The organism is Pseudomonas sp. 13B_3.2_Bac1, assembly GCF_025466205.1.
Classification (GTDB): domain Bacteria; phylum Pseudomonadota; class Gammaproteobacteria; order Pseudomonadales; family Pseudomonadaceae; genus Aquipseudomonas; species Aquipseudomonas fluorescens_H.
In genome coordinates this window covers 48,684-73,666 of record NZ_JANLOG010000126.1, presented here as the reverse complement: position 1 = coordinate 73,666, position 24,983 = coordinate 48,684, and the positions used below count along the sequence as shown (strand labels likewise).

Annotated in this window: 24 protein-coding genes and 1 tRNA gene; 14 read left to right on the top strand and 11 right to left on the bottom strand. The window is 59.6% G+C overall.

Annotated elements, in window-relative coordinates; all coding sequences use genetic code 11:
- Window positions 1-48: 48 nt before the first annotated feature.
- The 3 genes from NTD85_RS21200 to NTD85_RS21190 form a co-directional block, all read right to left on the bottom strand.
- Window positions 49-1,020, bottom strand: coding sequence for a magnesium and cobalt transport protein CorA (locus NTD85_RS21200; protein WP_003223238.1), 972 nt, complete (start codon window positions 1,018-1,020; stop codon window positions 49-51).
- A 134-nt stretch (window positions 1,021-1,154) separates the two neighbouring features.
- Entirely contained in the window at window positions 1,155-1,877 is a 723-nt protein-coding gene (locus tag NTD85_RS21195; RefSeq protein ID WP_262143131.1) for a lysophospholipid acyltransferase family protein, read from the bottom strand.
- 217 nt (window positions 1,878-2,094) lie between these two features.
- Window positions 2,095-2,784: a crotonase/enoyl-CoA hydratase family protein gene (locus NTD85_RS21190; protein ID WP_003223240.1), complete on the bottom strand. Its 690-nt coding sequence runs from the start codon at window positions 2,782-2,784 to the stop codon at window positions 2,095-2,097.
- A gap of 295 nt (window positions 2,785-3,079) precedes the next feature.
- Between NTD85_RS21190 and NTD85_RS21185 the strand changes: the two genes are divergently transcribed.
- From NTD85_RS21185 to NTD85_RS21150, 8 genes are all read left to right on the top strand, one after another.
- Window positions 3,080-3,169 (top strand) — tRNA-Ser (locus NTD85_RS21185).
- Window positions 3,170-3,455: 286 nt separating this feature from the next.
- Window positions 3,456-4,139, top strand: coding sequence for a hypothetical protein (locus NTD85_RS21180; RefSeq protein WP_262143130.1), 684 nt, complete (start codon window positions 3,456-3,458; stop codon window positions 4,137-4,139).
- Window positions 4,140-4,313: 174 nt separating this feature from the next.
- On the top strand, window positions 4,314-4,634 hold the full coding sequence (locus NTD85_RS21175; RefSeq protein ID WP_003223244.1) for a YbjQ family protein: 321 nt from the start codon (window positions 4,314-4,316) through the stop codon (window positions 4,632-4,634).
- 257 nt (window positions 4,635-4,891) lie between these two features.
- On the top strand, window positions 4,892-5,080 hold the full coding sequence (locus NTD85_RS21170; RefSeq protein ID WP_103521257.1) for a hypothetical protein: 189 nt from the start codon (window positions 4,892-4,894) through the stop codon (window positions 5,078-5,080).
- Between the two features lie 325 nt (window positions 5,081-5,405).
- Window positions 5,406-5,774: a hypothetical protein gene (locus NTD85_RS21165; protein ID WP_045122356.1), complete on the top strand. Its 369-nt coding sequence runs from the start codon at window positions 5,406-5,408 to the stop codon at window positions 5,772-5,774.
- A gap of 135 nt (window positions 5,775-5,909) precedes the next feature.
- Window positions 5,910-6,335, top strand: coding sequence for a YMGG-like glycine zipper-containing protein (locus NTD85_RS21160; protein ID WP_262143129.1), 426 nt, complete (start codon window positions 5,910-5,912; stop codon window positions 6,333-6,335).
- A gap of 122 nt (window positions 6,336-6,457) precedes the next feature.
- A complete protein-coding gene (locus NTD85_RS21155; protein WP_003223252.1) occupies window positions 6,458-6,625 on the top strand; it encodes a hypothetical protein in 168 nt (55 codons plus the stop codon).
- Between the two features lie 456 nt (window positions 6,626-7,081).
- Window positions 7,082-7,777, top strand: a complete 696-nt coding sequence (locus NTD85_RS21150; RefSeq protein WP_262143128.1) for an HAD-IA family hydrolase — start codon at window positions 7,082-7,084, stop codon at window positions 7,775-7,777.
- Between the two features lie 78 nt (window positions 7,778-7,855).
- Here the strand turns inward: NTD85_RS21150 and NTD85_RS21145 are convergent, their stop codons facing one another.
- Complete coding sequence (locus NTD85_RS21145) at window positions 7,856-8,602, bottom strand: 3-oxoacyl-ACP reductase family protein (RefSeq protein ID WP_003223256.1); 747 nt, start codon at window positions 8,600-8,602, stop codon at window positions 7,856-7,858.
- A 126-nt stretch (window positions 8,603-8,728) separates the two neighbouring features.
- Between NTD85_RS21145 and NTD85_RS21140 the strand changes: the two genes are divergently transcribed.
- Entirely contained in the window at window positions 8,729-9,655 is a 927-nt protein-coding gene (locus NTD85_RS21140) for a LysR family transcriptional regulator (protein WP_262143127.1), read from the top strand.
- Window positions 9,656-9,784: 129 nt separating this feature from the next.
- Here NTD85_RS21140 and NTD85_RS21135 read toward each other — a convergent pair whose 3' ends face one another.
- The 3 genes from NTD85_RS21135 to NTD85_RS21125 form a co-directional block, all read right to left on the bottom strand.
- Window positions 9,785-10,513, bottom strand: coding sequence for an aspartate/glutamate racemase family protein (locus tag NTD85_RS21135; protein ID WP_047292982.1), 729 nt, complete (start codon window positions 10,511-10,513; stop codon window positions 9,785-9,787).
- Between the two features lie 53 nt (window positions 10,514-10,566).
- Window positions 10,567-12,105, bottom strand: a complete 1,539-nt coding sequence (locus tag NTD85_RS21130; protein ID WP_262143126.1) for an NCS1 family nucleobase:cation symporter-1 — start codon at window positions 12,103-12,105, stop codon at window positions 10,567-10,569.
- Between the two features lie 583 nt (window positions 12,106-12,688).
- Window positions 12,689-13,423: a phosphoadenylyl-sulfate reductase gene (locus NTD85_RS21125; RefSeq protein WP_003223260.1), complete on the bottom strand. Its 735-nt coding sequence runs from the start codon at window positions 13,421-13,423 to the stop codon at window positions 12,689-12,691.
- Between the two features lie 163 nt (window positions 13,424-13,586).
- Between NTD85_RS21125 and thrH the strand changes: the two genes are divergently transcribed.
- Complete coding sequence (gene thrH, locus NTD85_RS21120) at window positions 13,587-14,204, top strand: bifunctional phosphoserine phosphatase/homoserine phosphotransferase ThrH (RefSeq protein WP_262143125.1); 618 nt, start codon at window positions 13,587-13,589, stop codon at window positions 14,202-14,204.
- Window positions 14,205-14,313: 109 nt separating this feature from the next.
- Here the strand turns inward: thrH and pabB are convergent, their stop codons facing one another.
- The 4 genes from pabB to NTD85_RS21100 all read right to left on the bottom strand — a co-directional run bounded on the left by pabB (window position 14,314) and on the right by NTD85_RS21100 (window position 18,976).
- Window positions 14,314-15,657, bottom strand: coding sequence for an aminodeoxychorismate synthase component I (gene pabB, locus NTD85_RS21115; RefSeq protein ID WP_262143124.1), 1,344 nt, complete (start codon window positions 15,655-15,657; stop codon window positions 14,314-14,316).
- Between the two features lie 255 nt (window positions 15,658-15,912).
- Window positions 15,913-16,899, bottom strand: coding sequence for an alpha-L-glutamate ligase-like protein (locus NTD85_RS21110; protein WP_003223264.1), 987 nt, complete (start codon window positions 16,897-16,899; stop codon window positions 15,913-15,915).
- Window positions 16,899-18,434: an inactive transglutaminase family protein gene (locus NTD85_RS21105; protein WP_003223266.1), complete on the bottom strand. Its 1,536-nt coding sequence runs from the start codon at window positions 18,432-18,434 to the stop codon at window positions 16,899-16,901. Before NTD85_RS21105 ends, NTD85_RS21110 begins: the two co-directional genes overlap by 1 nt.
- Window positions 18,435-18,439: 5 nt before the next feature.
- Window positions 18,440-18,976 carry an ATP-dependent zinc protease gene (locus NTD85_RS21100; protein WP_262143123.1) on the bottom strand — a complete coding sequence of 179 codons (537 nt, stop codon included), beginning with the start codon at window positions 18,974-18,976 and terminating at the stop codon, window positions 18,440-18,442.
- A 289-nt stretch (window positions 18,977-19,265) separates the two neighbouring features.
- Here NTD85_RS21100 and NTD85_RS21095 point away from each other — a divergent pair, with 289 nt between their 5' ends.
- The 4 genes from NTD85_RS21095 to acnD all read left to right on the top strand — a co-directional run bounded on the left by NTD85_RS21095 (window position 19,266) and on the right by acnD (window position 24,952).
- Window positions 19,266-19,988 (top strand): GntR family transcriptional regulator, encoded by a 723-nt coding sequence (locus NTD85_RS21095; protein ID WP_174377155.1) that lies wholly within the window; start codon window positions 19,266-19,268, stop codon window positions 19,986-19,988.
- Window positions 19,985-20,875 (top strand): methylisocitrate lyase, encoded by an 891-nt coding sequence (gene prpB, locus NTD85_RS21090; RefSeq protein ID WP_041067638.1) that lies wholly within the window; start codon window positions 19,985-19,987, stop codon window positions 20,873-20,875. The genes NTD85_RS21095 and prpB overlap by 4 nt, the downstream gene beginning before the upstream one ends.
- 148 nt (window positions 20,876-21,023) lie before the next feature.
- A complete protein-coding gene (prpC, locus tag NTD85_RS21085; protein WP_262143122.1) occupies window positions 21,024-22,151 on the top strand; it encodes a 2-methylcitrate synthase in 1,128 nt (375 codons plus the stop codon).
- 206 nt (window positions 22,152-22,357) lie between these two features.
- Complete coding sequence (gene acnD, locus NTD85_RS21080) at window positions 22,358-24,952, top strand: Fe/S-dependent 2-methylisocitrate dehydratase AcnD (RefSeq protein ID WP_262143121.1); 2,595 nt, start codon at window positions 22,358-22,360, stop codon at window positions 24,950-24,952.
- The last annotated feature ends 31 nt before the right edge of the window (window positions 24,953-24,983 follow it).

Genomic DNA, 24,983 nt, shown 5'->3' with positions numbered 1-24,983 from the left:
GTTAATTTAACCTTGGGGGGGCCGCCCCCCCCCTCCCACCCCACAGGACTACAACCATCCCGACTTCTTGAAACTCGCCCACAAACTCACACACCCCACCGTGATAAACCCCAGCACGGCGAAATAGCCGTAGTGCCAGCTCAGCTCCGGCATGTTCTGGAAGTTCATCCCGTAAATCCCCGCCACCGCCGTCGGGAACGCCAGAATCGCCGCCCACGCGGCAAACTTGCGCTGCACCACGCTCTGCCGCGAGGCCTCAAGCAGCACGCCGATCTCGATGGTCTGGCTGGCGATATCCGCCAGCGTGGTCAGGTCTTCCATCTGCCGGGTGACGTGAATCTGCACATCGCGGAAGTACGGGCGCATGTTCTTGTCGATAAACGGGAAACTCAGCTTCTGCAGTTCCTCACCGATTTCGACCATTGGTGCCGCATACCGGCGCAGACGCACGACATCGCGGCGCAAGCCATGGAGTTTCTGAATGTCACGCTCATTCAACGCGCTACAGAGCACGTTGCGCTCGAGCTCATCGATCTCGGCGTGGATCGCTTCGCCCACCGGCTGGTAGTTCTCGATCACGAAATCAAGCAGCGCATACAGTACGAAATCTTCCCCATGCTCCAGCAGCAACGGACGCGCCTCACAGCGTTGGCGGACATGGGCGTAGGACGCCGAGTGACCGTTGCGGGCGGTGATGATGTAACCCTTGCCGGCGAAGATGTGGGTCTCGATGAACTGCAGCACGCCGTTCTCACGGATCGGCGAATAGGTGACGATGAACAGCGCATCGCCAAAGGTTTCCAGTTTCGGCCGGCTGTGTTTTTCCAACGCATCTTCGATTGCCAGTTCGTGCAGGTTGAACTGGCGTTGCAGGTTGGCCAACTCCTGAGCGTCCGGCTCCTCAAGGCCAATCCAGACGAAATGGCCGGGCTTGGCGGCCCACGCGGCGCCCTCATCGAGAGCGATATTGGAGACTTTCTTACCCTCGCTGTATACCGCAGCAGCAACAACTCGACCCATGGTAGTGATTCACTTCTTCTTGGCAGATGGCGGGGAATTCAACGGCGTCAGCTTAGCCGTGTGCTGCTTGAGAGTCAGCGAAATCTGTACAGTTCACCCGGCAAAAGAAAACCCGCACGAGGCGGGTTTGTTTTTTACGCAGCTTGCAGCTGCTGATCCATTCCGGCGATGCATTCACGCATCTGTTCGCGGCACTGGCTCATAAGCATGGGCATGTCATCCATGGTCAGCCCTGCTGTAGGAATCGCCGGCAGCGAGCGTATGAGGATTTTCCCGCTGCGCCAGCTGTTCAGGCGCATGTGCTTGATGTAGCTGCTGACGCACACCGGCACGATCGGCACTCCGGCGGCGATTGCCATCTGGAACGCGCCTTTTTTGAACGGCAGCAGTTCTTCACCAAGGTTGCGCGTGCCTTCCGGGAATACCCAGATTGAGGTGTCCTCGTGTTGCAGGGTGTGGGTCGTGGTAAGCATCGACTTGCGCGCCTTGTGCGCGTTCCCACGATCGATCAACACGTTGCCCGCGAGCCAAAACAGTTGCCCGAACAGCGGCACCCATTTCAGGCTTTTCTTGCCGATGCACACGGTCCGGCGCGGTACCACGTTGCCGAACACGAACAGGTCGTAGTTGGACTGATGATTGGCAACGATCACGCAGCTGTCGGGCTTGTTCATCAGCGGGCCGACGTCGGCTTTTACCCGCAAGCGCAGAATGCACATGGCTGGAAGCGCGTAGAGGCGGGCGCAGAGACGACTGTTGTCCGGGTTGAAGGGACGGCACAGACCAAGGATCACTCCCAGCACACCGGCCAGGACAAAGTGCAAGCCCATCAACAACATACGCAACAAAAACAGCATTTTCAGGGCCTGCCTGGACAAAAGGTGGCGCAGTGTACGGATGTGCACTGTTTTCGGCAATTGCTGCTATAGAGTCCGGAGATAGGCGATGTTTAAGCGCATGTTTCCGAGTTGATCGTCAGACGCGTCCTAGAGCTGTCGGCGGATGATCAACCGAACACGCAAGAAAAAGCCCGACACGACGGTCGGGCTTTTCTTCGGCTCGGGAAGCGTGGGCTCAGCCCAGGTGCTCCTGATCCTGGATGATCGCGTTGTCGAGGGCTTCAAGCAGCGCCTTGCGCACTTTGAGCTTGGTGTTCTTGTGCGCGGTCATGTTGATTTTCTTCAACTGACGCGCCGCCGCCAGCGCAGCGCCTTGCAGCTCTTCGGCAGACACCACTTTGTCGAGGAAGCCGGCATCCACTGCGCTCTTGGGATCAAACATCTCGCCGTTGATCACCGAGCGGTGGAACGCCGAACGACGCAGGCGATCACGCGCCAGCTCGATGCCGGCGTGGTGCATGGTCATACCGATCTGCACTTCGTTCAGACCGATGCTGAACGGGCCATCAACACCAATGCGGTAGTCGGCGGACAACAGAATGAATGCGCCCTTGGCAACGGCATGGCCCGGGCAGGCCACGATCACCGGGAACGGGTGGGAGAGCAGGCGACGGGCGAGGGTCGAACCAGCGGTCACCAGTGCCACGGCTTCTTTAGGACCGGCGGTCATCACCTTCAAGTCATAGCCGCCAGACAGAATCCCCGGCTGACCGGTAATGATCACAATGGCACGATCAGTCACCGCCTGATCCAGCGCCGCGTTGAACGCCGCAATCACGTCCGGGGAAATGGCATTGACCTTGCCGTTGTTCAAGGTCAGGGTCGCGATACCGTCTTCGAGGTGGTAGGCAATCAACTCACTCATGACGCTATTCCTTGTAAGAAAGATGGGCAGACGTTACCCACCGCCGTAGGCCAGGTAAAGCGCTGTGACTGACTCGCCGGTCACCGTTTCCGGCCGCGCCCGGCGTAGCACACCGTTCTGCTTCTATATAGAAGGGTGGCCGTCACCAGAGATTGGCCGTTTTGCCATCGCCCCGGGCGGGGCGAAACGCCTTTTTGTCTTAACCGCATGAAAATTCTGAAAAAAAGTTTGCCATCAGAAAAGCTTTCGACTACATTAGCGCGCCTCGACAGACAGAACATGTTTGAAGAGATACGGTGAAGTGTCCGAGTGGCTTAAGGAGCACGCCTGGAAAGTGTGTATACAGGAAACTGTATCGAGAGTTCGAATCTCTCCTTCACCGCCACATTCAGTAAACACAAACCCCTGATTTTCCTAGAGAAAGTCGGGGGTTTGTGGTTTTTGGCGTCTGTAAATCAGCCCTATGGGAACAATAGGGGGCGGGCGCTTCATTTCTTTGTAAAAAGCAGTCTCCGCCAAGAAGGCTCTGGCGTTTCCAATAAAGCGAGAAATATTCGCGCTTCACCGGTTTCCTTTGTTTGTGAATCTGCGCGATAGTGGCTTTTTGTTATCGCCTTCAGGATGAACTGCTTGCCTGAACGCTTATTGGCAGTCCAACGCAGGGAAGTGCAGTGAAGACAGTTGTCACCATGGTTCTATTTTGGATGTTGTGCGGCTGCGGTTCTGACTCTCGCAGTTCTGCGCCGACACTCTGGACAGATGGCATCATGCTGGAGCAGAAGAAGGTCACCGTCGATGATCAGCATGCCAAGGTTGTCATGCAGGCAGCGGGCGATACGGTCAATCCGGTGGATTTTGAAGTGGTCAGAGGTAATGATCCGGATCAACGTCCCGATCATCTGGGGACAGTCGTCAAACCGTTTCGCAATAAAGTCGGCGCATGGTTCAGTCGTCTCGATAGCGCGGTCTTCAAACAGTTTCCCCAGCTTGAAATGCAGGCCGATCCCGGTCAGACGCTACTCGTGAGCGGTTCATCGACGGTCAAAAGTCAAACTCCGGCGCCAGGCTATCTGACGCTTTACAACGAAGACTATGTATTCAACCAGTCGAAGAACAAGTATGAGAAAAAGCTGACCGCCAATCCGACGGTCTCGTCGTATTACACCTGCGGGCCTGTCACCAGTACCTTTATTCCCGAGAAGCAGAAAGTTTATCTGGCGGAGTTTGTCTTCGTGGATCGTGGGGACGGATGTGAACTGCAGATCTACGACATTACACAACCCGAACTACGTCTCCCGATCGTTGCCATCAAAGGCGCGCTACCCTCGTCGGACAGGTCCTTCCACTCGCCATAAGCTGTGTCAGAAAGCTGCCTGATCGCTGCTCGGCGAGATTTCGTGCAGACCTTGGCGAGCTTTGCAAAAAGGCGAGTGTTGTTGCAGATCTGGAAACTGCCCCGTAGCGGAACCATTTTTGAATGGTGGTAGTTACAATCGCCAGATTTTCTGCCAGTTAAAAGGACGGCTTTCATGATTATTTCCACCACACATTCCATCGAAGGCCGACAGATCACCGCGTACCTGGACATTGTCAGCGCGGAGTCGGTGCAGGGTGTCAATGTGATCCGTGACATGTTTGCCGGCATGCGCGACTTTTTTGGTGGGCGCTCTCAGACGCTCGAGCGGGCATTGAAAGAGGCGCGGGTTCAGGCGACTGACGAGATCAAGGAGCGGGCGCAGGCGTTGCAAGCGGATGCGGTGGTTGGGCTGGATTTCGAGATCAGCATGCCAGCGGGCAAGGGCGGTATGGTTGTCGTGTTCGCGACGGGCACCGCGGTCAAGTTGCGTTGATGTAGTTGCCGTAGCCCGCGAGCCCATTCAGTTGATGAATGGGTTTTTTTCTGTCGATCAGCCACGTGGTTTGTTGATGTAAGCCACGAGTGTCTGAGGTCGCTGGCGCGTTTAATCGATGTAGGCCATTCGTCGGGCATCAGTCGATCTGAATCACAAGTCCAGTAATGACCGGCTAGTCTCAAAAGTCTTGGAGGTCGATATTTTTTCAGGCAAAAGGCTTTGCCGGTATCGATCTATTACGAAGGGGAGAGGCTATGACTGATCCGTATATCGAAGACGATGGTGCCGAATTTTCATTCAACAACTGCGTCCGCTGCGGCCAGACGGAGTATCAGGCGGGCTTTGGCGAGGATCCGGTTCAGACCGGCAAGATCAAGTCCACTGCGCCCAAGGGGCCGAAGGCCAAGTTTCTTCCGAAGGTCTCGGCACGATCGAGAAAGTGATAGATGACAGAATGACCCCGTCTATGAACGGGGTTTTTTATGCCCGAGGTTTATGTAGGGAAATCTCCTACAAGCGATGGGGCAAATTCTGAATTTTTTCACAAACTTTTCACGTCCACAGACGTAGGGTGAAGCCATCCGTTAGAAAGCAAGTCTCCAGCCCGTCTCCCCAGCGGGCTTTTTTTTGCCTGCGATAAAACCTTTTGCGAAATCGCTGTCCAATCGGCGCCAAGTGCGCGGCGGCAGCTGAATTCTCTGGACTTCAGCGCGTCGGCAGCTTTCAATCTCGGCCCCTTTTGATCTCCCTATTTTTGAGGTTTTTTTCATGCGTCTAACATTGCCTGCTCTGGTTCTGGGGCTTCTGGTTGCTCAAGGTGCGGTCGCCGGTGAAGGCACTGCTGCACTCGGCGGCGGACTGGGTGGCGCGCTGGGTAATGTGGTCGGCCAGAAAATGGGCGGCAGCACGGGCGCAGCGATTGGTGCCGGCGTTGCAGGCGCGGCCGGCAGTGCCATGGCAGCCGGCAAGGGCAGCCGGACCAAAGCAGCTATCGGCGGCGGTGTTGGCGCGGCCGGTGGTTCGGTGATCGGCAACAGCCTGGGCGGCAGAAATGGCGCGACCATTGGCGCAGGCCTTGGTGGCGCTGCGGGTGGTGCGGTGGGCACCAACCTGTCCAAAGGTCACAAGCGCCACTGATACCGAGCGCTTGTCAGAAAAAGCCCGGCTCGATGCCGGGCTTTTTCATGGCTGAACGTTTTCCCGGAAAACCGCTCAAATTTGACAGGAGCCCCTGTGGGCATACCGTCCCGATTCGGGAACTGTGAGGTTCAAATGCGTTTGTCATTGTCTGCACTGTTTTTCGGATTACTGGTCGCTCAAGGCGCGATGGCCGCCGGCGATGGCAGCGCCGCCGTCGGTGGCGGACTGGGCGGTGTGCTCGGGAATGTGGTCGGTGGCCAGCTCGGCGGCAGCACCGGTGCGGCGGTCGGCGCAGGTGTTGGCGGGGCGGCGGGTGGCGCGGTCGGAGCGAATAAACGCAATCGCACTGAAGCCGCCATCGGCGGTGGCCTCGGCGCAGCCGGGGGCTCAGTGGTCGGCAACAGCTTGGGCGGCTCCACCGGTTCCGCCATTGGTGCCGGATTGGGCGGCGCGGCCGGTGGTGCGGTGGGTAACAATCTGGGTGGTGACGGCGGGAAGGGGCATTCCGGCGGTGGCCACAAGCACAACAAGTACAAACATAAAAACCGCCACCATTGATTGAATACCGAAAACAAACCCGGTCTCGCGCCGGGTTTTTCATGTCTGGCTGCCAGACTCTGGAACGATTGGCTGTAGGACTTTTCGAACGCTATACAACCCACAAGCTGCAGAGGTTTGCCATGACTCCCGAAACAGAAGGCAAGGAAGAAAAAGGACCGAGCGGTCTGCCGTTTATCAATGATCCGGGGAACGAGGATCCGGGGTCGTTGATGGATGATGCGACGGTGCCGTTGAATGATGCGGATGAGGCGGATATGGAGTATGAAGAGGATGAGGATGAGCAATAAGTTGTCTTGATAGTCGAGCGCGGTAGCGCACTGAATTTCAATATCCGGGGCCTGTACTTCAGGCCCTTTGATTCGGATCGGTTTGCTCGCGAGGTCAAGGTCGATAAAACAGTCCCACTGATTCTGATGGGAAGTGAATGGCGCCCCCTAAGCCGTGCAGTTCATAATGAATTTCATCCGTTATTTCACCGCAGCGTTCAATTTGCTGGCTCCGCCAAAGTCTTAAAATTCCGCGTGAAAGAGGTTCGCGGACTTTTCGGGGGATCAAAAAAGAAGTCGGGAAAGCAGGCGTTAGCTGTAGGGCGTTTCGCTAAATATCAGAGAGTCATTCCACGGGCTAAACATTGCCCGTTGCTCAATGTCCACTGGCCTCGCTATGCTGCTGAACCCATTAATCAGATCCGCGCAGCGGCGCCGATTGCGCCGCCCGGGATGTTTTTGATAACGGATCCGATGATGAATGCACCGATGAAGGCGTTTGGCCCGATCAAGGCCGTGATTTTCGACATGGACGGTCTGCTGCTGGACACCGAAGGCATCTACACCGAGGTTACGTCCCTCATAGCCGAGCGTTACGGGCGGACCTTCGACTGGAGCATCAAACAGAACATCATCGGTCGCGGGGCCAATGATCTGGCGAACTACGTGGTGCAGGCGCTGGATCTGCCGATCAGCGCCGAAGAGTTTCTGCTGATCCGCGAGCCACTGATGCGTGAGCGCTTTCCCAAGGCCCAGGCGATGCCGGGCGCGGAGGAGCTGATTCGCCACCTCAAGGCGCACAACATTCCGATCGCCGTAGGCACCAGTTCGTCGCGGCAGTCGTTCGGCCAGAAAACCACCTTGCACCGCGACTGGTTTGCGCTGTTCGATTTCATCGTCACGGCGGATGACCCGGAAGTCGGCGCGGCGAAACCGGCGCCGGACATCTTCCTCACCGCTGCCCGCCGTCTGGGTGTCGCACCTGAAGATTGTCTGGTGTTCGAGGATTCGCCGTTCGGCGTTACCGCAGCGAAAGCCGCGGGGATGACCGCCATTGCGATTCCGGATGCAGCCATGGCTGATGAAAAATACGCGCATGCCGACGGGATTCTGCGCACGCTCAAGGCTTTCACCCCGAGTGCCTGCGGTTTGCCGGCGCTGGATTGGGCTTGATCAGCCAATAAGCACGCATGAAAAACGCCGCCCTCTGCAAAGAGGCGCGGCGTTTTTTGTACCCGGGATTCAGCGCAATCAGGCGCCAAAACCACCGTCGATGGTCAGGCTGGCACCGGTGATGTAACCGGCTTCCGGGCCTACCAGATAAGCGACGAAACCGGCGATTTCATCGGCGGTGCCGTAACGGCCCACCGCCATCAGCGGGATCAGGCTCTCGGCGAATTCGCCATGGGCCGGGTTCATGTCAGTGTCGACCGGGCCGGGTTGCACGTTGTTGATGGTGATGCCGCGCGGGCCGAGGTCGCGGGCCAGGCCTTTGGTCAGGCCGACCAGGGCCGATTTGCTCATTGCATACACACCGCCACCGCCGAAGGGCATGCGGTCGGCGTTGGTGCTGCCGATGTTGACGATGCGCGAGCCTTCGCCCATGTGTTTGGCGGCTTCCTGAGACGCGATGAACACGCTGCGCACGTTAATCGCCAAGGTCTGGTCGAAGTCTTCCAGTTTGAAATCTTCCAGCGGTGCGATGGCCAGGACCCCAGCGTTGTTCACCAGAATATCCAGGCGGCCAAAGGCTTCGACGGTGGCGCTGACGGCGTTGCGGATAGCGGCTTCATCGGCGCTGTCGGCCTTGATTGCCAAAGCTTTGCCGCCGGTGGCGGTGATGCTGTTCTGCAACTCTTCGGCCTTGGCGGTGGAGCTGACGTAGGTGAAAGCGACGGCGGCGCCTTCAGCGGCCAGGCGTTTGACGATGGCGGCGCCGATACCGCGGGAACCGCCTTGAATCAGAGCGACTTTGCCGCTGAGGTGTTGAGTGGTCATGTTCGATCTCCAGAGAATTCAAGGCAGGGTGCCTTGTTGTTGGAGCCGAGTATCGGCCTCGCATCGACAACCGTGTAGACCATGATTGCTATAGTCTGTGTAAACCAGAAGTTTATAGTGGCGATCATGGAAACTTTCAGCAGTATCGAATGCTTCGTGCGCAGCGCCGAAGTCGGCAGCTTTGCCGAAGCCGCCCGGCGTTTGAGCCTGACCCCGGCCGCCGTCGGCAAGAGTGTGGCGAAGCTCGAGGGACGGCTCGGTGTACGGCTGTTCCAGCGTAGTACACGCAGCCTTACGCTGACTGAGGCCGGTCAGCTGTTTTTGAATCAGGTCAGTGGCAGCCTGACGACGATCCAGAATGCGGTGGCCAATCTGGCCAGTGTCGAAGGACTGCCGGCAGGCACTTTGAAAGTCAGCATGGGCACGGTATTCGGGCGTTTGTATGTTGTGCCGCTGCTGCAAGAGTTTCTTCGTCGGTTTCCGGCGATCAACCCGGACTGGCATTTTGATAACCGTCAGGTCGATTTGATAGGGCAGGGTTTCGATGCGGCGATTGGCGGGGGATTTGAATTGCCTCAAGGCGTCGTCGCACGCAAATTGACACCCGCGCATCGCGTGTTGGTGGCGTCCGCGGACTATCTGCAACAGCACGAGGCGATCGCTGAGCCGGATGACCTGCAACATCACGATGGCATCCTGATTCGTTCGCCGCAAACCGGTCGGGTGCGCTCCTGGCAGTTGATCAGTGGCGGCAGTCAGCTCTGTCAGCCCTTGACCCTCAAGACGCGCATGACCATGAGTGACTCCGAAGCCGCCTGCGCCACGGCAGCGCAGGGGTTGGGGATCGCACTGGTGAGCATGCCGTTTGCTGTGGGTTATCTCGAGGCGGGCACCTTGCAGCGCGTGCTGCCGGACTGGTACATCGATGACGGCAACATTTCGATCTATTACGCCGAGCATAAATTGTTGCCGGGCAAGACTCGGGCGTTTGTCGATTTTGTGATTGAGCAGTTTGCGCAGCAGGGGTTGGCGCGGCGGTTCAGTGCTTTCTGAGCAAGACGTGGCACCGAGTTGACCCATTCGCGAGCAAGCCCGCTCCCACATTGGATTTGTGAACGCCACAGATCCAATGTGGGAGCGGGCTTGCTCGCGAAGGATACGACTCGGTATTCGTCTGTGAACTCAGCGAGCAAACCGCTCCGCCCAGCCAATAATCTGCTTCGGCCGTGGTGTCGCGTAAGTCCGCACTTTGGACGTCGACAACCCCAGCCGCACCAGCGATTCAGCAATGGTCACCGCTGCCGTCACCCCATCCACCACCGGCACCCCGGTGCGGCGACGAATCTGTTCATCCAGCCCGGCCATGCCGCCGCAGCCCAGACAAATCACTTCGGCCTTGTCCTGGGTCACCGCCAGTTCCGCCTGCTGCACGATGGCTTCCAGTGCGCGCTGCGGTTCATGTTCCAGCTCCAGCACCGCCAGGCCACTGGCTCGCACCGACGCGCAGCGATCCCACAGGCCCGACAACTTCAGCCGATCCTCGATCAGCGGCACGGTGCGATCCAGCGTGGTCACCACCGAATAGGCGTGGCCGAGAAACATCGCGGTGCTGGCGGCGGCGTCGGTGATGTCCACCACTGGCACGTTGAGCAGCTCCTGCAAACCTTCGCGGCCGTGCTCGCCATAGCCGGCCTGAATCACCGCGTCGAACGGCTGATCGTAGGACATCACCCGATCCATCACGGCGATCGCCGCCAGATAACTTTCGAAATTGCCTTCCACCGAGTCAGCGCCGAAGAACGGCGTCAGGCCGACGATTTCCGTACCCGGGGCAGCGACCGCTTGCGCGGAGCGGGCGATGGCCTGGGTGATGGATTCGGTTGTGTTGACGTTGACCACAAGAATACGCATGGGAAGTCCTTATTGCGGGCAGTTCAGCGGCCCAAATCCGGGCCGCAAGGAAGTTAATGGCCGACGTTGTCGACGGCGATCGATTCGCCGTTGACGTCGGCGTAGTGCGGTTGGCGTTTGGCGATGATCAGGTAGAGCATCGCGGCAATGCCGGCGCCCACCAGCCAGGAGAACGGCGAGATGCTGTGGAAGCCCGGCACCAGCGCCAGGACGATGGCGATCAACGCTGCCGGAATGAACGCCGCCACGGCACGGAAATTCACTCCACGGCTGTAGTAATAAGCGCCGTGGGGATCTTCGCTGTACAACTGCGGGACGTTGATCCGGCCTCTGCGGATCAACCAGTAGTCGACCATGATCACCCCGTACAACGGGCCGAGCAGGGCGCCGAGGCCGGAGAGGAAATACACGATCACCAGCGGGCTGTTGTAGAGGTTCCACGGCAGGATCAGCACGGCAATGGTCGCGCTGATCAGCCCGGCGCGGCGGAAGGTCAGGTACTTCGGCGCCAGGTTGCTGAGGACGAACGCCGGGGCGACGAAGTTGGCCATGATGTTCACCGCCACGGTGACGATCAGGAACGCCAGGCAACCCAGTACCAGGAAAAATGTGTTGGGGATCGAAGCGATGATTTCGGTCGGGCTTTCGATGATTCGCCCGTTGATCTGAAATTGCGCGCCGCAAAGCAGGACGGTGATGGTGGCGAACACCAGAATGTTCACCGGCAGGCCCCAGAAGTTGCCGATCTTGATGGTCTTGCGGCACGGCGAGGAGCGGGCGAAGTCGCAGAAATTGAGGATCAGCGTGCCGTAGATCGCCAGCCACAAGGCGCCGCCGGCAAAGATGTTGCGCCACATCTCACCACCGCTCAGCGGTTCGCGGATCGACCAGGCAATCGTGGCGTTGGCCTGGGTGTACATCCACGCGGCGAGGGCGGCGACGGTCAGCAGAATCACCGGGCCGGCAAAAGCCTCGTAACGGCGAACCATTTCCATGCCGTAGGCGAGAATCGCCAGCTGCACGAACCAGATCGCCACGAAACACACCCAGCCCAGCGACGACAGGCCGAGGATCGAGTTGTGGTCGTAATCGGCGAAACCGGGGTGAATCGCCGTCAGCAGCACGCGAAACACCACCGACGCCAGATACGTCTGAATCCCGAACCAGGCAATGGCGATCACCGCGCGGATCAATGCCGGAATCTGCGCGCCGTGGATGCCGAAACTGATCCGGCTGATCACCGGAAACGGCACCCCGGTTTTCTGCCCCATGTAGCCGGACAGGTTCATGAAGAAGTACACCAGCGCCGCGCCGATCCCCAGCGACAGCAGAATCTGCCAGCCCCCCAGGCCCAGCGCGTACAGACCGATGGCGAACGAATAGTTGGCGATGTTGTGCACATCGTTGGTCCACAGGGCAAAAATGCTGTACTTGCCCCAACGCCGACCCTCGGCCTTGGTCGGCGCCAGATCGCGGTTGTGCAGACGGGGGCTCAGTTGTAACGGTTCAGTCAGACCATCGTGGGGCAATGGCTGGTCGAGGGCAGAGGCGGGCAGATTCAGCGCGATGTTGTTGGAGAGACTTGTACGCATTCCGGCAGGCTCCTGATGGGCGGGGCCGCGATGACTGTGCATGAGCGCTCAGGCTCGACAAATCTTCGTCGCGGCCAGCAGACATCACTGGTTACGGGGCATCTGCAGCCTGTACGGGATAGGGCGCTTCAGGCTTGCGGATCGAAAGTGTGGATTGATGTTTTGCAGTTTTGTATACAAAACATGTATGCACTAAAGCCAGATCTGTGCCAGTTAGCGGTCTATGGAGCGCGCTGCTCATTTCGAAAAGTTATCGAAGAATGCTAAGTGCTTGAAAGTAAGCGGTTATAAATTGACCAATTGAACAGCTATTTATTTTTTACGGGGGATTTTGCGGAGGAGGCAAAGCAGAGGGGCGTTCAGCAGGGATGTAACTTTTCAGGGCGCGAAAACAAAAAGTGCACACATAAATGGCACCGATGGTGACATTCGTGTGTACACATTTTTTTCATGGCACCACAAAGCAAATGTGGGAGCGGGCTTGCTCGCGAAGGCGTTTTACCAGTCAACAAATCCGGTGACTGACAGACCGCTTTCGCGAGCAAGTCCGCTCCCACAGAGGGGGCATCATTGGGGCGGAGATTTACGCCTTGCTGATGATATTCCCCGCATGCAGCCCGCATTCTTTCTGCGTCGCTTCTTCCCACCACCAGCGGCCTTCGCGCTCGTGCTGGTTTGGCAGGACCGGACGAGTGCACGGTTCGCAACCGATGCTGATGAAGCCGCGTTCATGCAGGCTGTTGTACGGCAGTTCAAGCATGCGGATGTAGCCCCAGATCTCTTCGCTGGTCATCTGTGCCAGCGGGTTGAACTTGTACAGGGTGCGCTCGGGCGTGGAGAACGCGGTGTCGATTTCCAGCACCGCCACCGCGCTGCGGGTGCCCGGGCTCTGGTCGCGGCGCTGGCCGGTGGCCCAGGCTTTGACGCCGGACAGTTTGCGGCGCAGTGGTTCGATCTTGCGGATGCCGCAGCATTCGCCATGGCCATCTTTATAGAAACTGAACAGGCCTTTTTCCTTCACGAACGGTTCCAGCTTTGTGTAGTCCGGCGACACCAGTTCGATATCGATCTTGTAGTGCTCACGCACCTGATCGATGAAACGGTAGGTTTCCGGGTGCAGGCGGCCGGTGTCGAGGCTGAACACCTTGACGTTCTTGTTCAGCTTCCAGGCCATGTCCACCAGCACCACATCCTCGGCGCCACTGAAAGATATCCACAGCTCGTCACCGAACTCGGCGAAGGCGAGTTTCAGGATGTCCTGGGCGGATTTGTTGGCATAGGTCGTGGCGAGTTCCACGACATCGAACGTTGGGCTCATCAGGGCGGCTTCCTACAGGTCGGTGGCGCTGGGCGCTCTATATGGCGGCGATGTTAACAAAAAGCGGCGGGGTAGAGTGTGCCTGCTGCGTTGCGTGGTCGCGGGGGAGTCGCTAGAGTTCGGGCTCGCTCGACTCAATAATCACTACAAACGGGAGTGTCTTGTGGAAATTGCTTGCCTGGATCTTGAAGGGGTACTGGTACCGGAAATCTGGATCGCCTTTGCCGAAAAAACCGGAATCGAATCCCTCAAGGCCACCACCCGGGACATTCCCGATTACGACGTGTTGATGAAGCAGCGTCTGCGCATCCTCGACGAGCATGGCCTGAAGCTTTCGGACATTCAGGAAGTGATCGCCACCCTCAAGCCGCTGGACGGCGCGGTGGAATTCGTTGACTGGCTGCGCGAGCGCTTCCAGGTGGTGATTCTCTCGGACACTTTCTACGAATTTTCCCAGCCGCTGATGCGTCAACTGGGCTTCCCGACCTTGCTTTGCCATCGCCTGATCACTGACGACAGTGGCCGGGTGACCAGTTATCAATTGCGTCAGAAAGATCCCAAGCGTCAGTCGGTGCTGGCGTTCAAGAGCCTGTATTACCGGGTGATTGCGGCGGGCGATTCGTATAACGATACGAGCATGCTGGGCGAGGCGGATGCGGGGATTCTGTTCCATGCGCCGGACAACGTGATTCGCGAGTTCCCGCAGTTTCCCGCCGTACACACCTTTACCGAGTTAAAGCAGGAGTTCCTCAAGGCCTCGAACCGGGATTTGAGTTTGTAATTACAACATTGTGGCGAGGGAGCTTGCTCCCGCTCGGCTGCGCAGCAGTCGTAAGATTTTGGGGAGCGCTTCGCACTCCAGCGGGAGCAAGCTCCCTCGCCACAAAAACTTATAGGTTTTGCAGGGTATCGAGCAGAACCTTCACTTTGGTAATCGACTCCTGATACTCCGCCTGCCAGTCCGAATCGGCGACAATCCCGCCACCACCCCAGCAGCACACCTGCCCATCCTTGACCAACAGACTGCGAATTGCGATGGAGCTGTCCATCTCGCCGCGCACGTCCAGATAAAGTAACGAGCCGCAATACAACCCGCGCCGGGTCGGTTCCAGTTCATCGATGATCTGCATTGCGCGAATCTTCGGTGCGCCGGTGATCGAGCCACCGGGGAAGCTGCCAGCGATCAGGTCCAGTGCGTCGCGATCCTCGGCCAGTTCACCGGTCACGCTGCTGACCAGATGATGCACATTCGGATAGCTTTCCAGACTGAACAGCTCCGGCACCCGCACCGAGCCGATGCGACAAGTGCGGCCGAGGTCGTTGCGCAGCAGATCGACGATCATCAGATTTTCCGCGCGATCCTTGGGGCTGGCCAGCAGTTCGGCGGCGTTGGCCGCGTCTTCGGCAGGCGTCAGGCCACGCGGGCGGGTGCCTTTGATCGGGCGGGTTTCCACTTGTCGTTGGCTGACTTTGACGAAACGTTCCGGCGACAAACTCAACACTGCGTTGCCGTCGGGCAGGCTCTGGAAGCCGGAAAACGGCGTCGGGCAGGCCTCGCGCAACGCGCAATAGGCCAGCCACGGGTCGCCCTGACACGGCGCACGGAAACGCTGGGCGAAGTTGACCTGATAGCAGTCGCCGGCCTGAATGTATTGATGAATGCGTTCCAGCGCCTGGCGATAGTCATCGGCCGACAGGTCGGCGGTCATCGGCGTGTTCAGCTTGAACGGCGTCAGCGTCGCTGAGGTCGGCTGACTGAACAGCGCGATCAGCCGTTGCCGTTCGCTGGCGGCCAGTGACGGGTGAAACACCAGTTGGCTGGTGGCGGTCTGGTGATCGCTGATCAGCGCCCAGTCGTACAGACCGAATCGCGCGTCGGGCAATTGCAGATCATCCCGAGCCTGGCTCGGCAGGTGTTCCAGATGCCGACCGAAGTCGTAGCTCAGATAGCCGATCAGGCCGCCGGCGAACGGCAGTTGATATTCCGCAGGCAGTTGCGCTTCGCCCAGACGGCTCAGATTATCCCGCAGGCGTTGCAGGAACAGGCTGCCGCTTTCGTCGGGCAACACCGCCAGTTGTTCCAGCGGCCAGGCGCTGAGCAGGTCAAAACGGCCACGGTCAGCACTCGGCCGGCCGCTGTCGAGCAGCACGGCGCCGGGCGCATGGCGGATGGCCGCGAAGTAGTCGGCGGGGTTGGCGCGGTAGGGCAGCGGGTGTAAGGAACAGGTCAACATGGGCGGGGCAGATCGGCCATCGAGGCGGGGTGGGGATTGTAGTCCTCTCGGCTGCCAGATCAAAATCAAAAGCTACCCCCTCACCCCAGCCCTCTCCCCCAAGGGGGCGAGGGGGAAAGGGGGCGGATCTTCATGCTTTTCAAGTTCTGAGTTCGACTCGAACTTGCAGGTCGATGTACTTCGAGCATCCAACACGGTCAGTCCCCTCTCCCTCCGGGAGAGGGCTAGGGTGAGGGGCTCTTCAGCTTTTCAGCTTCAGCCCTCGACCGCCGGGATATGCCCAAACATCTCCTGGGTAAACGCCACTCGCTCTTCAACCGACTCGGTCACCCCTTGCGCCTTCAGCGCTTCCAGATGCGCCTCGACCGCGTGCGTACGCTGGGTCAGCCCGCAATCGTTGGCAATCTGGATATTCAGCCCTGGTCGCGCATTCAGCTCGAGAATCAGCGGGCCTTTTTCCTGGTCCAGGACCATGTCCACGCCGATGTAACCCAGCCCGCACAGCTCATAACAGCCGGCGGCGAGTTTCATGAAACCGTCCCAGTAGGGCAGTTGCACGCCGTCCACCGCGTTGGTGGTGTCGGGGTGTTTGTTGATGATGTTGTTCAGCCAGGTACCGCGCAGGGTCAGGCCGGTGGCCAGATCGACACCGACACCAATCGCGCCCTGGTGCAGGTTGGCCTTGCCGCCGGACTGACGGGTCGGCAGGCGCAGCATGGCCATCACCGGGTAACCCATCAGCACGATGATGCGGATGTCTGGCACGCCTTCGTAGCTGATGCTCTTGAAGATCTGATCCGGGGTCACCCGGTATTCGATCAGTGCGCGGTCGCGGTGACCGCCCAGCGAATACAGGCCGGTGAGGATGCTCGAGATGTGGTGCTCGAGTTCTTCGTGGGCGAGGATCTTGCCCGAGACCGTGCGATAGCGGCCCTCGAAGCGGTCGGCGATGACGATGATGCCGTCACCGCCGGCGCCCTGGGCCGGCTTGATCACGAAGTCGTTGTGCCCGCCGATGATCGCGTCGAGCTTGTCGATTTCCTTCTCCGTGGAGATCACGCCGTACAGCTCCGGCACGTGAATGCCGGCAGCGATGGCGCGCTCCTTTGTGATGATCTTGTCATCGACGATCGGGTACAGACTGCGCTTGTTGTACTTGAGCACGTAGTCGGCGTTACGCCGATTGATGCCCATGATGCCCCGGGCTTCCAGCGCCTTCCAGGTCTTCCAGAAACCGAACATCAGGCGTCAGCCTTCTTCAGGAAAGCCTTGAAACGCACCAGTTCGGTCAGGCGATAACCGCGATAGCGACCCATGGCCAGCATGAAACCCACCAGAATCAGCAGGATTGCCGGGAAGGTGAACACGAAGTACACCAGCTCCGGCACGGTCATGATCAGGTGCGCCAGCGAGGCGGCGAACAGGGTGCCAATCGCCACTTTCATGGCATGGCTGGCGCCGCGTTCTTCCCAGGTGATCGACAGGCGTTCGATGGTCATGGTCAGAATCACCATCGGGAACAGCGCCACCGACAGACCGCGCTCCAGACCCAGCTTGTGGCTGAACAGACTGATGGCGGCAATCAGCACCACCACGAAGGTCAACACCACCGACAGACGCGGCAGCATTTGCAGCTTCAGGTGTTCCAGGTACGAACGTAATGACAGGCCCAGCGCGGTGATCACGGTAAACAGCAGGATGCCGAAGCCCAGCTGCGTTTCGCGGAAGGCCAGGGCGATCAGCACCGGGGTGAACGTGCCGAGGGTCTGCAGGCCGATCAGATTGCGCAGGATCAGAATCACCAGCACGCCGATCGGGATCATCACCATGATCATGAACGTTTGCTGGGTCTGCAGCGGCAGGCCATACAGCGAGTATTCGAGGAAGTTGGCGTCAGTGTTTTCGTCGGTCAGCTTGGCCAGACGAATCGCGTTCATCTCGCTGTTGTTCAGGCTGAAGGTCACGTTGGCTTTCTTCGCGCCCTCGATGGTGATCAGGTTTTCATCACCGGTCCACCACAGCAGGCGGTCGGTCGGCAGGCCTTGTTCGCCGGTTTCCGGGTTGAAGTACAGCCAGTCGTTGCCGTTGAAGCTGCGCAGCCACAGTTCCGGGGTTTGCGGTTGATCGGCGACGAGGCGGATGGTGTGGACTTTTTCCACCGGCACGTGAGCGATGGACAGCAGCAGCTCGACGATTTTCGCTTTGTGCGCGGTCGACGGGTCGCCGGCCAGCAGCAGTTTGACGTTGTCATCGTTGGCGTTGTTGACGCGTTTGATCGCCTCGCCGATGAAGGTTTCGACGTCGGCCGAGTGCTGGCGGATCGGCGCGAGCAGGGCTTCGGCGGCGATTTTTTCCGGGCCTTCGATGGCGATGCTGTCGCGGAAGGTCGGGCCTTTGATCTTGGATTTTTCCGCGGTGTAGCGCTTTGTCAGCACTAGACGGTAATAAAGGGTCTGGTTGCCCTTGGCCCGGCGCGCCGACCAGGTGACCTTGCGGTTGCCGTCGACGCGGTTGACCGCCACGCCGTAATTATTGGAGATAAAGCTTTCGTTGAGGCTGACGTAATCGCGGCTCAGCGGTGGCACGAACATCTGGACCTTCACCGGGTCCTTGGTACTGGCGACGAACTCGACTTTGGCGTCGATGTTCCACAGGTCGTCGGTGGCGTCTTCGGTCACCGGAATGCCGAGCACGAAAATCTGATAGGCCGTAACCGAAACGCCCAGGAGCACCAGAATGGTGATCAGGATTTTCAGGTGGAAGGTTAGAGAACGCATGGAAATTACTCGGCGGTATGAGCGGCGATGGTGCAGGCGGGTTTGCCGGCAGCGTATTTAAGACTGGGGTCGACCAGCGCATCGAAGCGTTTCAGCGCTTCGGAGCCGATCAAAAGCGGGTATTGGAACGCACTACGGTCGGTCAGGTTCACTTCGATGCTGCGCAGCGCCATGCCCATGCAGATATCCAGTTCGATCACCGGGCGGGCCGTGTATTGCTTGCCTTCTTCCGGGTCGTAGTCGCCGGCGCGGCGCTTGATCTTGCTGACCCGGGCCAGCGGCCGCTCGATCGGGTGCGAATGCGCAGCGTCGATCGCCAGGTAGAAGCGCACCCAGGACTCGCCGTTACGTTTGAAGCGTTTGATGTCGCGGGCACTCAGCGAGGCGGTCTTGGCGCCGGTGTCGAGTTTGGCCGCGACTTCCAGATTGATGCCATCAAGCGCTGCATATTCGTTGAGGCCGTACACGGTTTTTTCCCCCGCCGTGGCGAGGCCGGGCAGGCAAAACAGCGCAAAAAATGTGGGGAAGGGCTTGAGTCTCATAAATCCTGGTGCGCAGCGTTCCGTTTTCGGTTCAGGTTCCTGGCAAAACTGCGCAAGCTCCTTCGTGTGCCTATCAGCTTTTTATGACAAGCCGTACAAAAGGCCAGCAAATGCGGGCGGCATTCTAGCACGGTGGTTTTATGGCGCCAGCGCCCGCACCGGTCTATAACCCTTGGGGTAGTCAAGGAGGTTTATTAGACGATTGTCGACAATGCGTATTTATCCTTTGACTGATGTGGGCGAATTGGCTAGTTTTTGCCGCATTGGATTTAAAGGTGTCGACAATATGCTGGATCAACTCGATCCCCCGGTCATCAGCGGCGACGATTCCGAGACGCTCTCGGAAAACGTCTTCCGGCGCATCCAGGCGGCCATCGTCAAGGGCGAGATCGCCCCGGGCAGCAAGATCTCCGAGCCCGAGCTGGCGCGCACCTACGGCATCAGTCGCGGACCGTTGCGCGAAGCCATCCACCGACTCGAAGGCCAGCGTCTGCTGGTGCGCGTACCGCATGTCGGCGCGCGGGTGGTGTCGCTCAGTCACGCCGAATTGCTCGAACTCTACGAAATCCGCGAATCCCTCGAAGGCATGGCCTGTCGGCTGGCGGCCGAGCGCATGAGCGTCGAAGACATCGACGAATTGCGCCGGGTGCTGGAAACCCACGAGCGCGACGCCGCGTTCCAGGCCGGTGTCGGCTACTACCAGCAGGAAGGCGATTTCGACTTTCACTATCGGATCATCCAGGGCAGCGGCAACCGCACCTTGACCCAGATGCTCTGCGGCGAGCTGTACCAACTGGTGCGCATGTACCGCATCCAGTTTTCCACCACGCCAAACCGGCCGCGTCAGGCCTTCGCCGAACACCACCGGATTCTCGATGCCATCGCCGACCGTGACGGCGAGCTCGCGGAATTGTTGATGCGCCGCCACATCGGCGCCTCGAAACGCAACATCGCCCGTCATTACCAGGACGGCGCCGACAATAAGACAGCCACTGAACGAGGTGAGTCATGAGTTCCAAGCAGAACACTCCAGGCCAGCGTTTCCGCGATGCGGTCGCCAGCGAGCATCCATTGCAGGTGGTCGGCGCGATTAACGCCAACCATGCGCTGCTGGCCAAGCGTGCCGGGTTCAAAGCGATCTACCTGTCCGGTGGCGGGGTGGCCGCAGGTTCCCTCGGCGTGCCAGACCTGGGCATCACCGGCCTGGATGACGTGCTGACTGACGTGCGGCGCATCACCGACGTCTGCGACCTGCCGCTGCTGGTGGACGTCGACACCGGTTTCGGCGCCTCGGCGTTCAACGTGGCGCGCACTGTGAAGTCGATGATCAAGTTCGGCGCCGCGGCGATTCACATCGAAGACCAGGTCGGCGCCAAGCGCTGCGGCCACCGTCCGAACAAGGAAATCGTCACCCAGCAGGAAATGGTCGACCGCATCAAAGCCGCGGTCGATGCCCGCACCGATGACAGCTTCGTGATCATGGCGCGGACTGACGCGCTGGCGGTTGAAGGTCTGGAATCGGCACTGGATCGCGCCGCCGCGTGCATCGAGGCCGGCGCCGACATGATCTTCCCGGAAGCCATCACTGAACTTGAGATGTACAAGCTGTTCGCCAACCGGGTGAAGGCGCCGATCCTCGCCAACATCACCGAGTTCGGCTCGACGCCGCTGTACACCACCGAGCAACTGGCCGGCGCCGACGTGTCGCTGGTGCTGTACCCGCTGTCGGCGTTTCGCGCGATGAACAAGGCAGCGGAAAACGTCTACACCGCGATCCGCCGCGACGGCACCCAGCAGAATGTCATCGACACCATGCAGACGCGCATGGAGCTTTACGATCGCATCGACTACCACACCTTCGAGCAGAAGCTCGATGCGTTGTTTGCCGCTAAAAAATAAAGGCGAAGATCAAAAGATCGCAGCCTTCGGCAGCTCCTACATGAACCGCATTCCCCTGTAGGAGCTGTCGAGTGCAACGAGGCTGCGATCTTTTGCCAACAACACCGTAATTGCAGATTCCCTAACAAATTCAAGATTGGAGACAGCAATGGCCGAAGCAAAAGTACTCAGTGGCGCCGGGCTCCGGGGCCAGGTTGCCGGGCAAACCGCACTGTCCACCGTGGGCCAGGCCGGTGCCGGGCTGACCTATCGCGGCTACGACGTGCGTGAACTGGCAGCAGACGCGCAGTTCGAAGAAGTGGCTTACCTGCTGCTGTACGGCGAGCTGCCGACCCAGGCGCAACTCGACGCTTACCAGCAAAAGCTGAGCAAGCTGCGCGACCTGCCGCAAGCGCTGAAAGAAGTCCTGGAACGCATTCCCGCCGACGCCCACCCGATGGATGTGATGCGCACCGGTTGCTCGTTCCTCGGCAACATCGAGCCGGAGAAAGACTTCTCCGAACAGCGCGACAAGACCGACCGCCTGCTCGCCGCGTTCCCGGCGATCATGTGCTACTGGTATCGCTTCAGCCACGACGGCAAACGCATCAACTGCGTCAGCGACGAGCCAACCATCGGCGGTCACTTCCTGCACCTGCTGCACGACAAGAAGCCGAGCGAACTGCACGTCAAAGTGATGAACGTGTCGCTGATTCTTTACGCCGAACACGAATTCAACGCCTCGACCTTCACCGCACGGGTTTGTGCATCGACCCTGTCGGATCTGTATTCCTGCGTCACCGCAGCGATCGGCTCGCTGCGTGGCCCGCTGCATGGCGGCGCCAACGAAGCGGCGATGGAAATGATCGAGCGCTTCTCGTCGCCGGAAGAGGCGATCAAAGGCACCCTCGGCATGCTCGAGCGCAAGGACAAGATCATGGGCTTCGGCCACGCGATCTATAAGGACAACGATCCGCGCAACGAGGTGATCAAGGGCTGGTCGAAAAAACTCGCGGACGAAGTCGGGGACAAGGTGTTGTTTCCGGTTTCCGAAGCCATCGACAAGACCATGTGGGAGCAAAAGAAACTGTTCCCCAACGCCGACTTCTACCATGCCTCGGCGTACCACTTCATGGGCATCCCGACCAAGCTGTTCACGCCGATCTTCGTCTGCTCGCGCCTGACCGGCTGGGCCGCGCACGTGTTTGAACAGCGCGCCAACAACCGCATCATCCGTCCAAGCGCCGAGTACATCGGCGTTGAGCAGCGCAAGTTCGTGCCAATCGAACGTCGCTGAATGGTGGACCTGCCACCCGGGTAACTGGATAAACCGGGAACCAATGTGGGAGCGGGCTTGCTCGCGAATGCGGTGTATCAGTCAACAAATCCGTTGAATGACACTCCGCCTTCGGGAGCAAGCCCCCTCCCACAGTTGACCGAGTCCACTTCAGTGCCGGTGCCGGCCCCACCCTTTGAAACTACCGTGACCCGAGTCCTGACCCGATGAACACAGAATTCCGCAAAAACCTGCCCGGCAGTTCCCTGGATTATTTCGACGTCCGTGCGGCGGTCGAGGCGATTCAGCCCGGCAGTTACGACACCCTGCCGTACACCTCCCGCGTGCTGGCGGAAAACCTTGTGCGTCGCTGCGATCCGGCCACGCTCACCGATTCCCTTAAGCAACTGATCGAGCGCAAGCGCGACCTCGACTTCCCGTGGTTCCCGGCGCGCGTGGTGTGCCACGACATTCTCGGCCAGACCGCGCTGGTCGATCTCGCCGGCCTGCGCGATGCGATTGCCCTGCAGGGCGGTGACCCGGCGCAGGTCAATCCGGTGGTGCCGACGCAACTGATCGTCGACCACTCGCTGGCGGTAGAAGCGGGCGGTTTCGACAAGCAGGCCTTTGAGAAGAACCGCGCCATCGAAGACCGCCGTAACGAAGACCGTTTCCACTTCATCAACTGGACCAAAAAAGCCTTCAAGAACGTCGACGTGATCCCGCCGGGCAACGGCATCATGCACCAGATCAACCTGGAGAAAATGTCTCCGGTGATCCAGGTGCGCGACGGCGTGGCATTCCCCGACACCTGCGTCGGCACCGACAGCCACACCCCGCACGTCGATGCGTTGGGTGTGATCGCCATCGGCGTGGGCGGCCTTGAAGCCGAGAGCGTGATGCTCGGCCGCGCCTCGTGGATGCGCCTGCCGGAGAGCGTCGGCGTCGAACTGACCGGCAAGCTGCAACCGGGCATCACCGCCACCGACATGGTGCTGGCGCTGACCGAATATCTGCGCAAACAGAAAGTCGTCGGCGCCTGGCTGGAGTTCTTCGGCGAAGGCGCGTCCGCGCTGACCCTCGGCGACCGCGCGACCATCTCCAACATGGCCCCGGAATACGGCGCCACGGCCGCGATGTTCTACATCGACCAGCAGACCATCGACTACCTGAAACTCACCGGTCGCGAAGACCAGCAAGTGCAGCTCGTCGAGCAGTACGCCAAGCTCAACGGCCTGTGGGCCGATAGCCTGAAAGGCGCGCAATACGAGCGCGGCCTGAGCTTCGATTTGTCTTCGGTGGTGCGCAACATGGCCGGCCCGAGCAACCCGCATGCACGCGTCGCGGTGTCGGATCTGGCGGCCAAAGGCATCTCCGGGCAGTGGGATGACGTACCGGGGCAGATGCCCGACGGCGCGGTGATCATCGCCGCCATCACCAGCTGCACCAACACCAGCAACCCGCGTAACGTGATCGCCGCAGGCCTCCTGGCGCGCAATGCCAACAAGCTGGGCCTGACCCGCAAGCCGTGGGTCAAATCCTCGCTGGCGCCGGGTTCGAAAACCGTGGCGCTGTACCTTGATGAAGCGGGGCTGACCACCGAGCTGGAGCAACTTGGTTTCGGTGTCGTCGCGTTTGCCTGCACCACCTGCAACGGCATGTCCGGCGCCCTCGATCCGGTGATTCAGCAAGAGATCATCGACCGCGATCTGTATGCGACTGCCGTGCTCTCCGGCAACCGCAACTTCGACGGCCGCATTCACCCGTACGCCAAACAGGCGTTCCTCGCGTCGCCGCCGCTGGTGGTCGCGTACGCCATCGCCGGGACCATCCGTTTCGACATCGAGAAAGATGTGCTGGGCGTGGTCGACGGCAAGGAAATCCGCCTGAAAGACATCTGGCCGAGCGACGAAGAAATCGATGCGGTGGTGAAGTCGTCGGTGAAGCCTGAGCAGTTCCGTCAGGTCTACATCCCGATGTTCGCTGTCCATGAAGACACTGGCCCGAAAGTTACGCCGCTGTACGACTGGCGCGAGATGAGTACCTACATCCGCCGTCCGCCGTATTGGGAAGGTGCGCTGGCCGGCGCGCGGCCGCTCCAGGGCATGCGCCCGCTGGCGGTGCTCCCGGACAACATCACCACCGATCACCTGTCGCCCTCGAACGCGATCATGCTCGACAGCGCCGCCGGTGAATATCTGGCGAAAATGGGCCTGCCGGAAGAGGACTTCAACTCGTATGCCACACACCGTGGCGACCACTTGACCGCGCAGCGCGCCACCTTCGCCAACCCGAAACTGTTCAACGAAATGGTCCAGGAAAACGGCAAGGTCAAACAGGGTTCGCTGGCGCGGGTCGAGCCGGAAGGCAAGGTGATGCGCATGTGGGAAGCCATCGAAACCTACATGGAGCGCAAGCAGCCGCTGATCATCATTGCCGGCGCCGATTACGGTCAGGGTTCGTCCCGCGACTGGGCGGCGAAGGGCGTGCGGCTGGCGGGCGTGGAAGCGATCGTCGCCGAAGGTTTCGAGCGCATCCACCGCACCAACCTGGTGGGCATGGGCGTATTGCCGCTGGAGTTCAAACCGGGCACTGACCGGCACACGCTGGCCATCGACGGCAGCGAAACCTACGACGTGATCGGCGCCCGCACCCCGCGCGCCGACCTGACGCTGGTGATCCACCGCAAGAACGGCGAACGCGTTGAAGTGCCGGTGACCTGCCGCCTGGATACCGCTGAAGAGGTGTCGATCTACGAGGCCGGCGGCGTGTTGCAGCGCTTCGCCCAGGACTTCCTCGAAGAGTCGGCGGTTGCCGTTTAAATCAACTGATGTAGGCATGGGGTTTCACGCC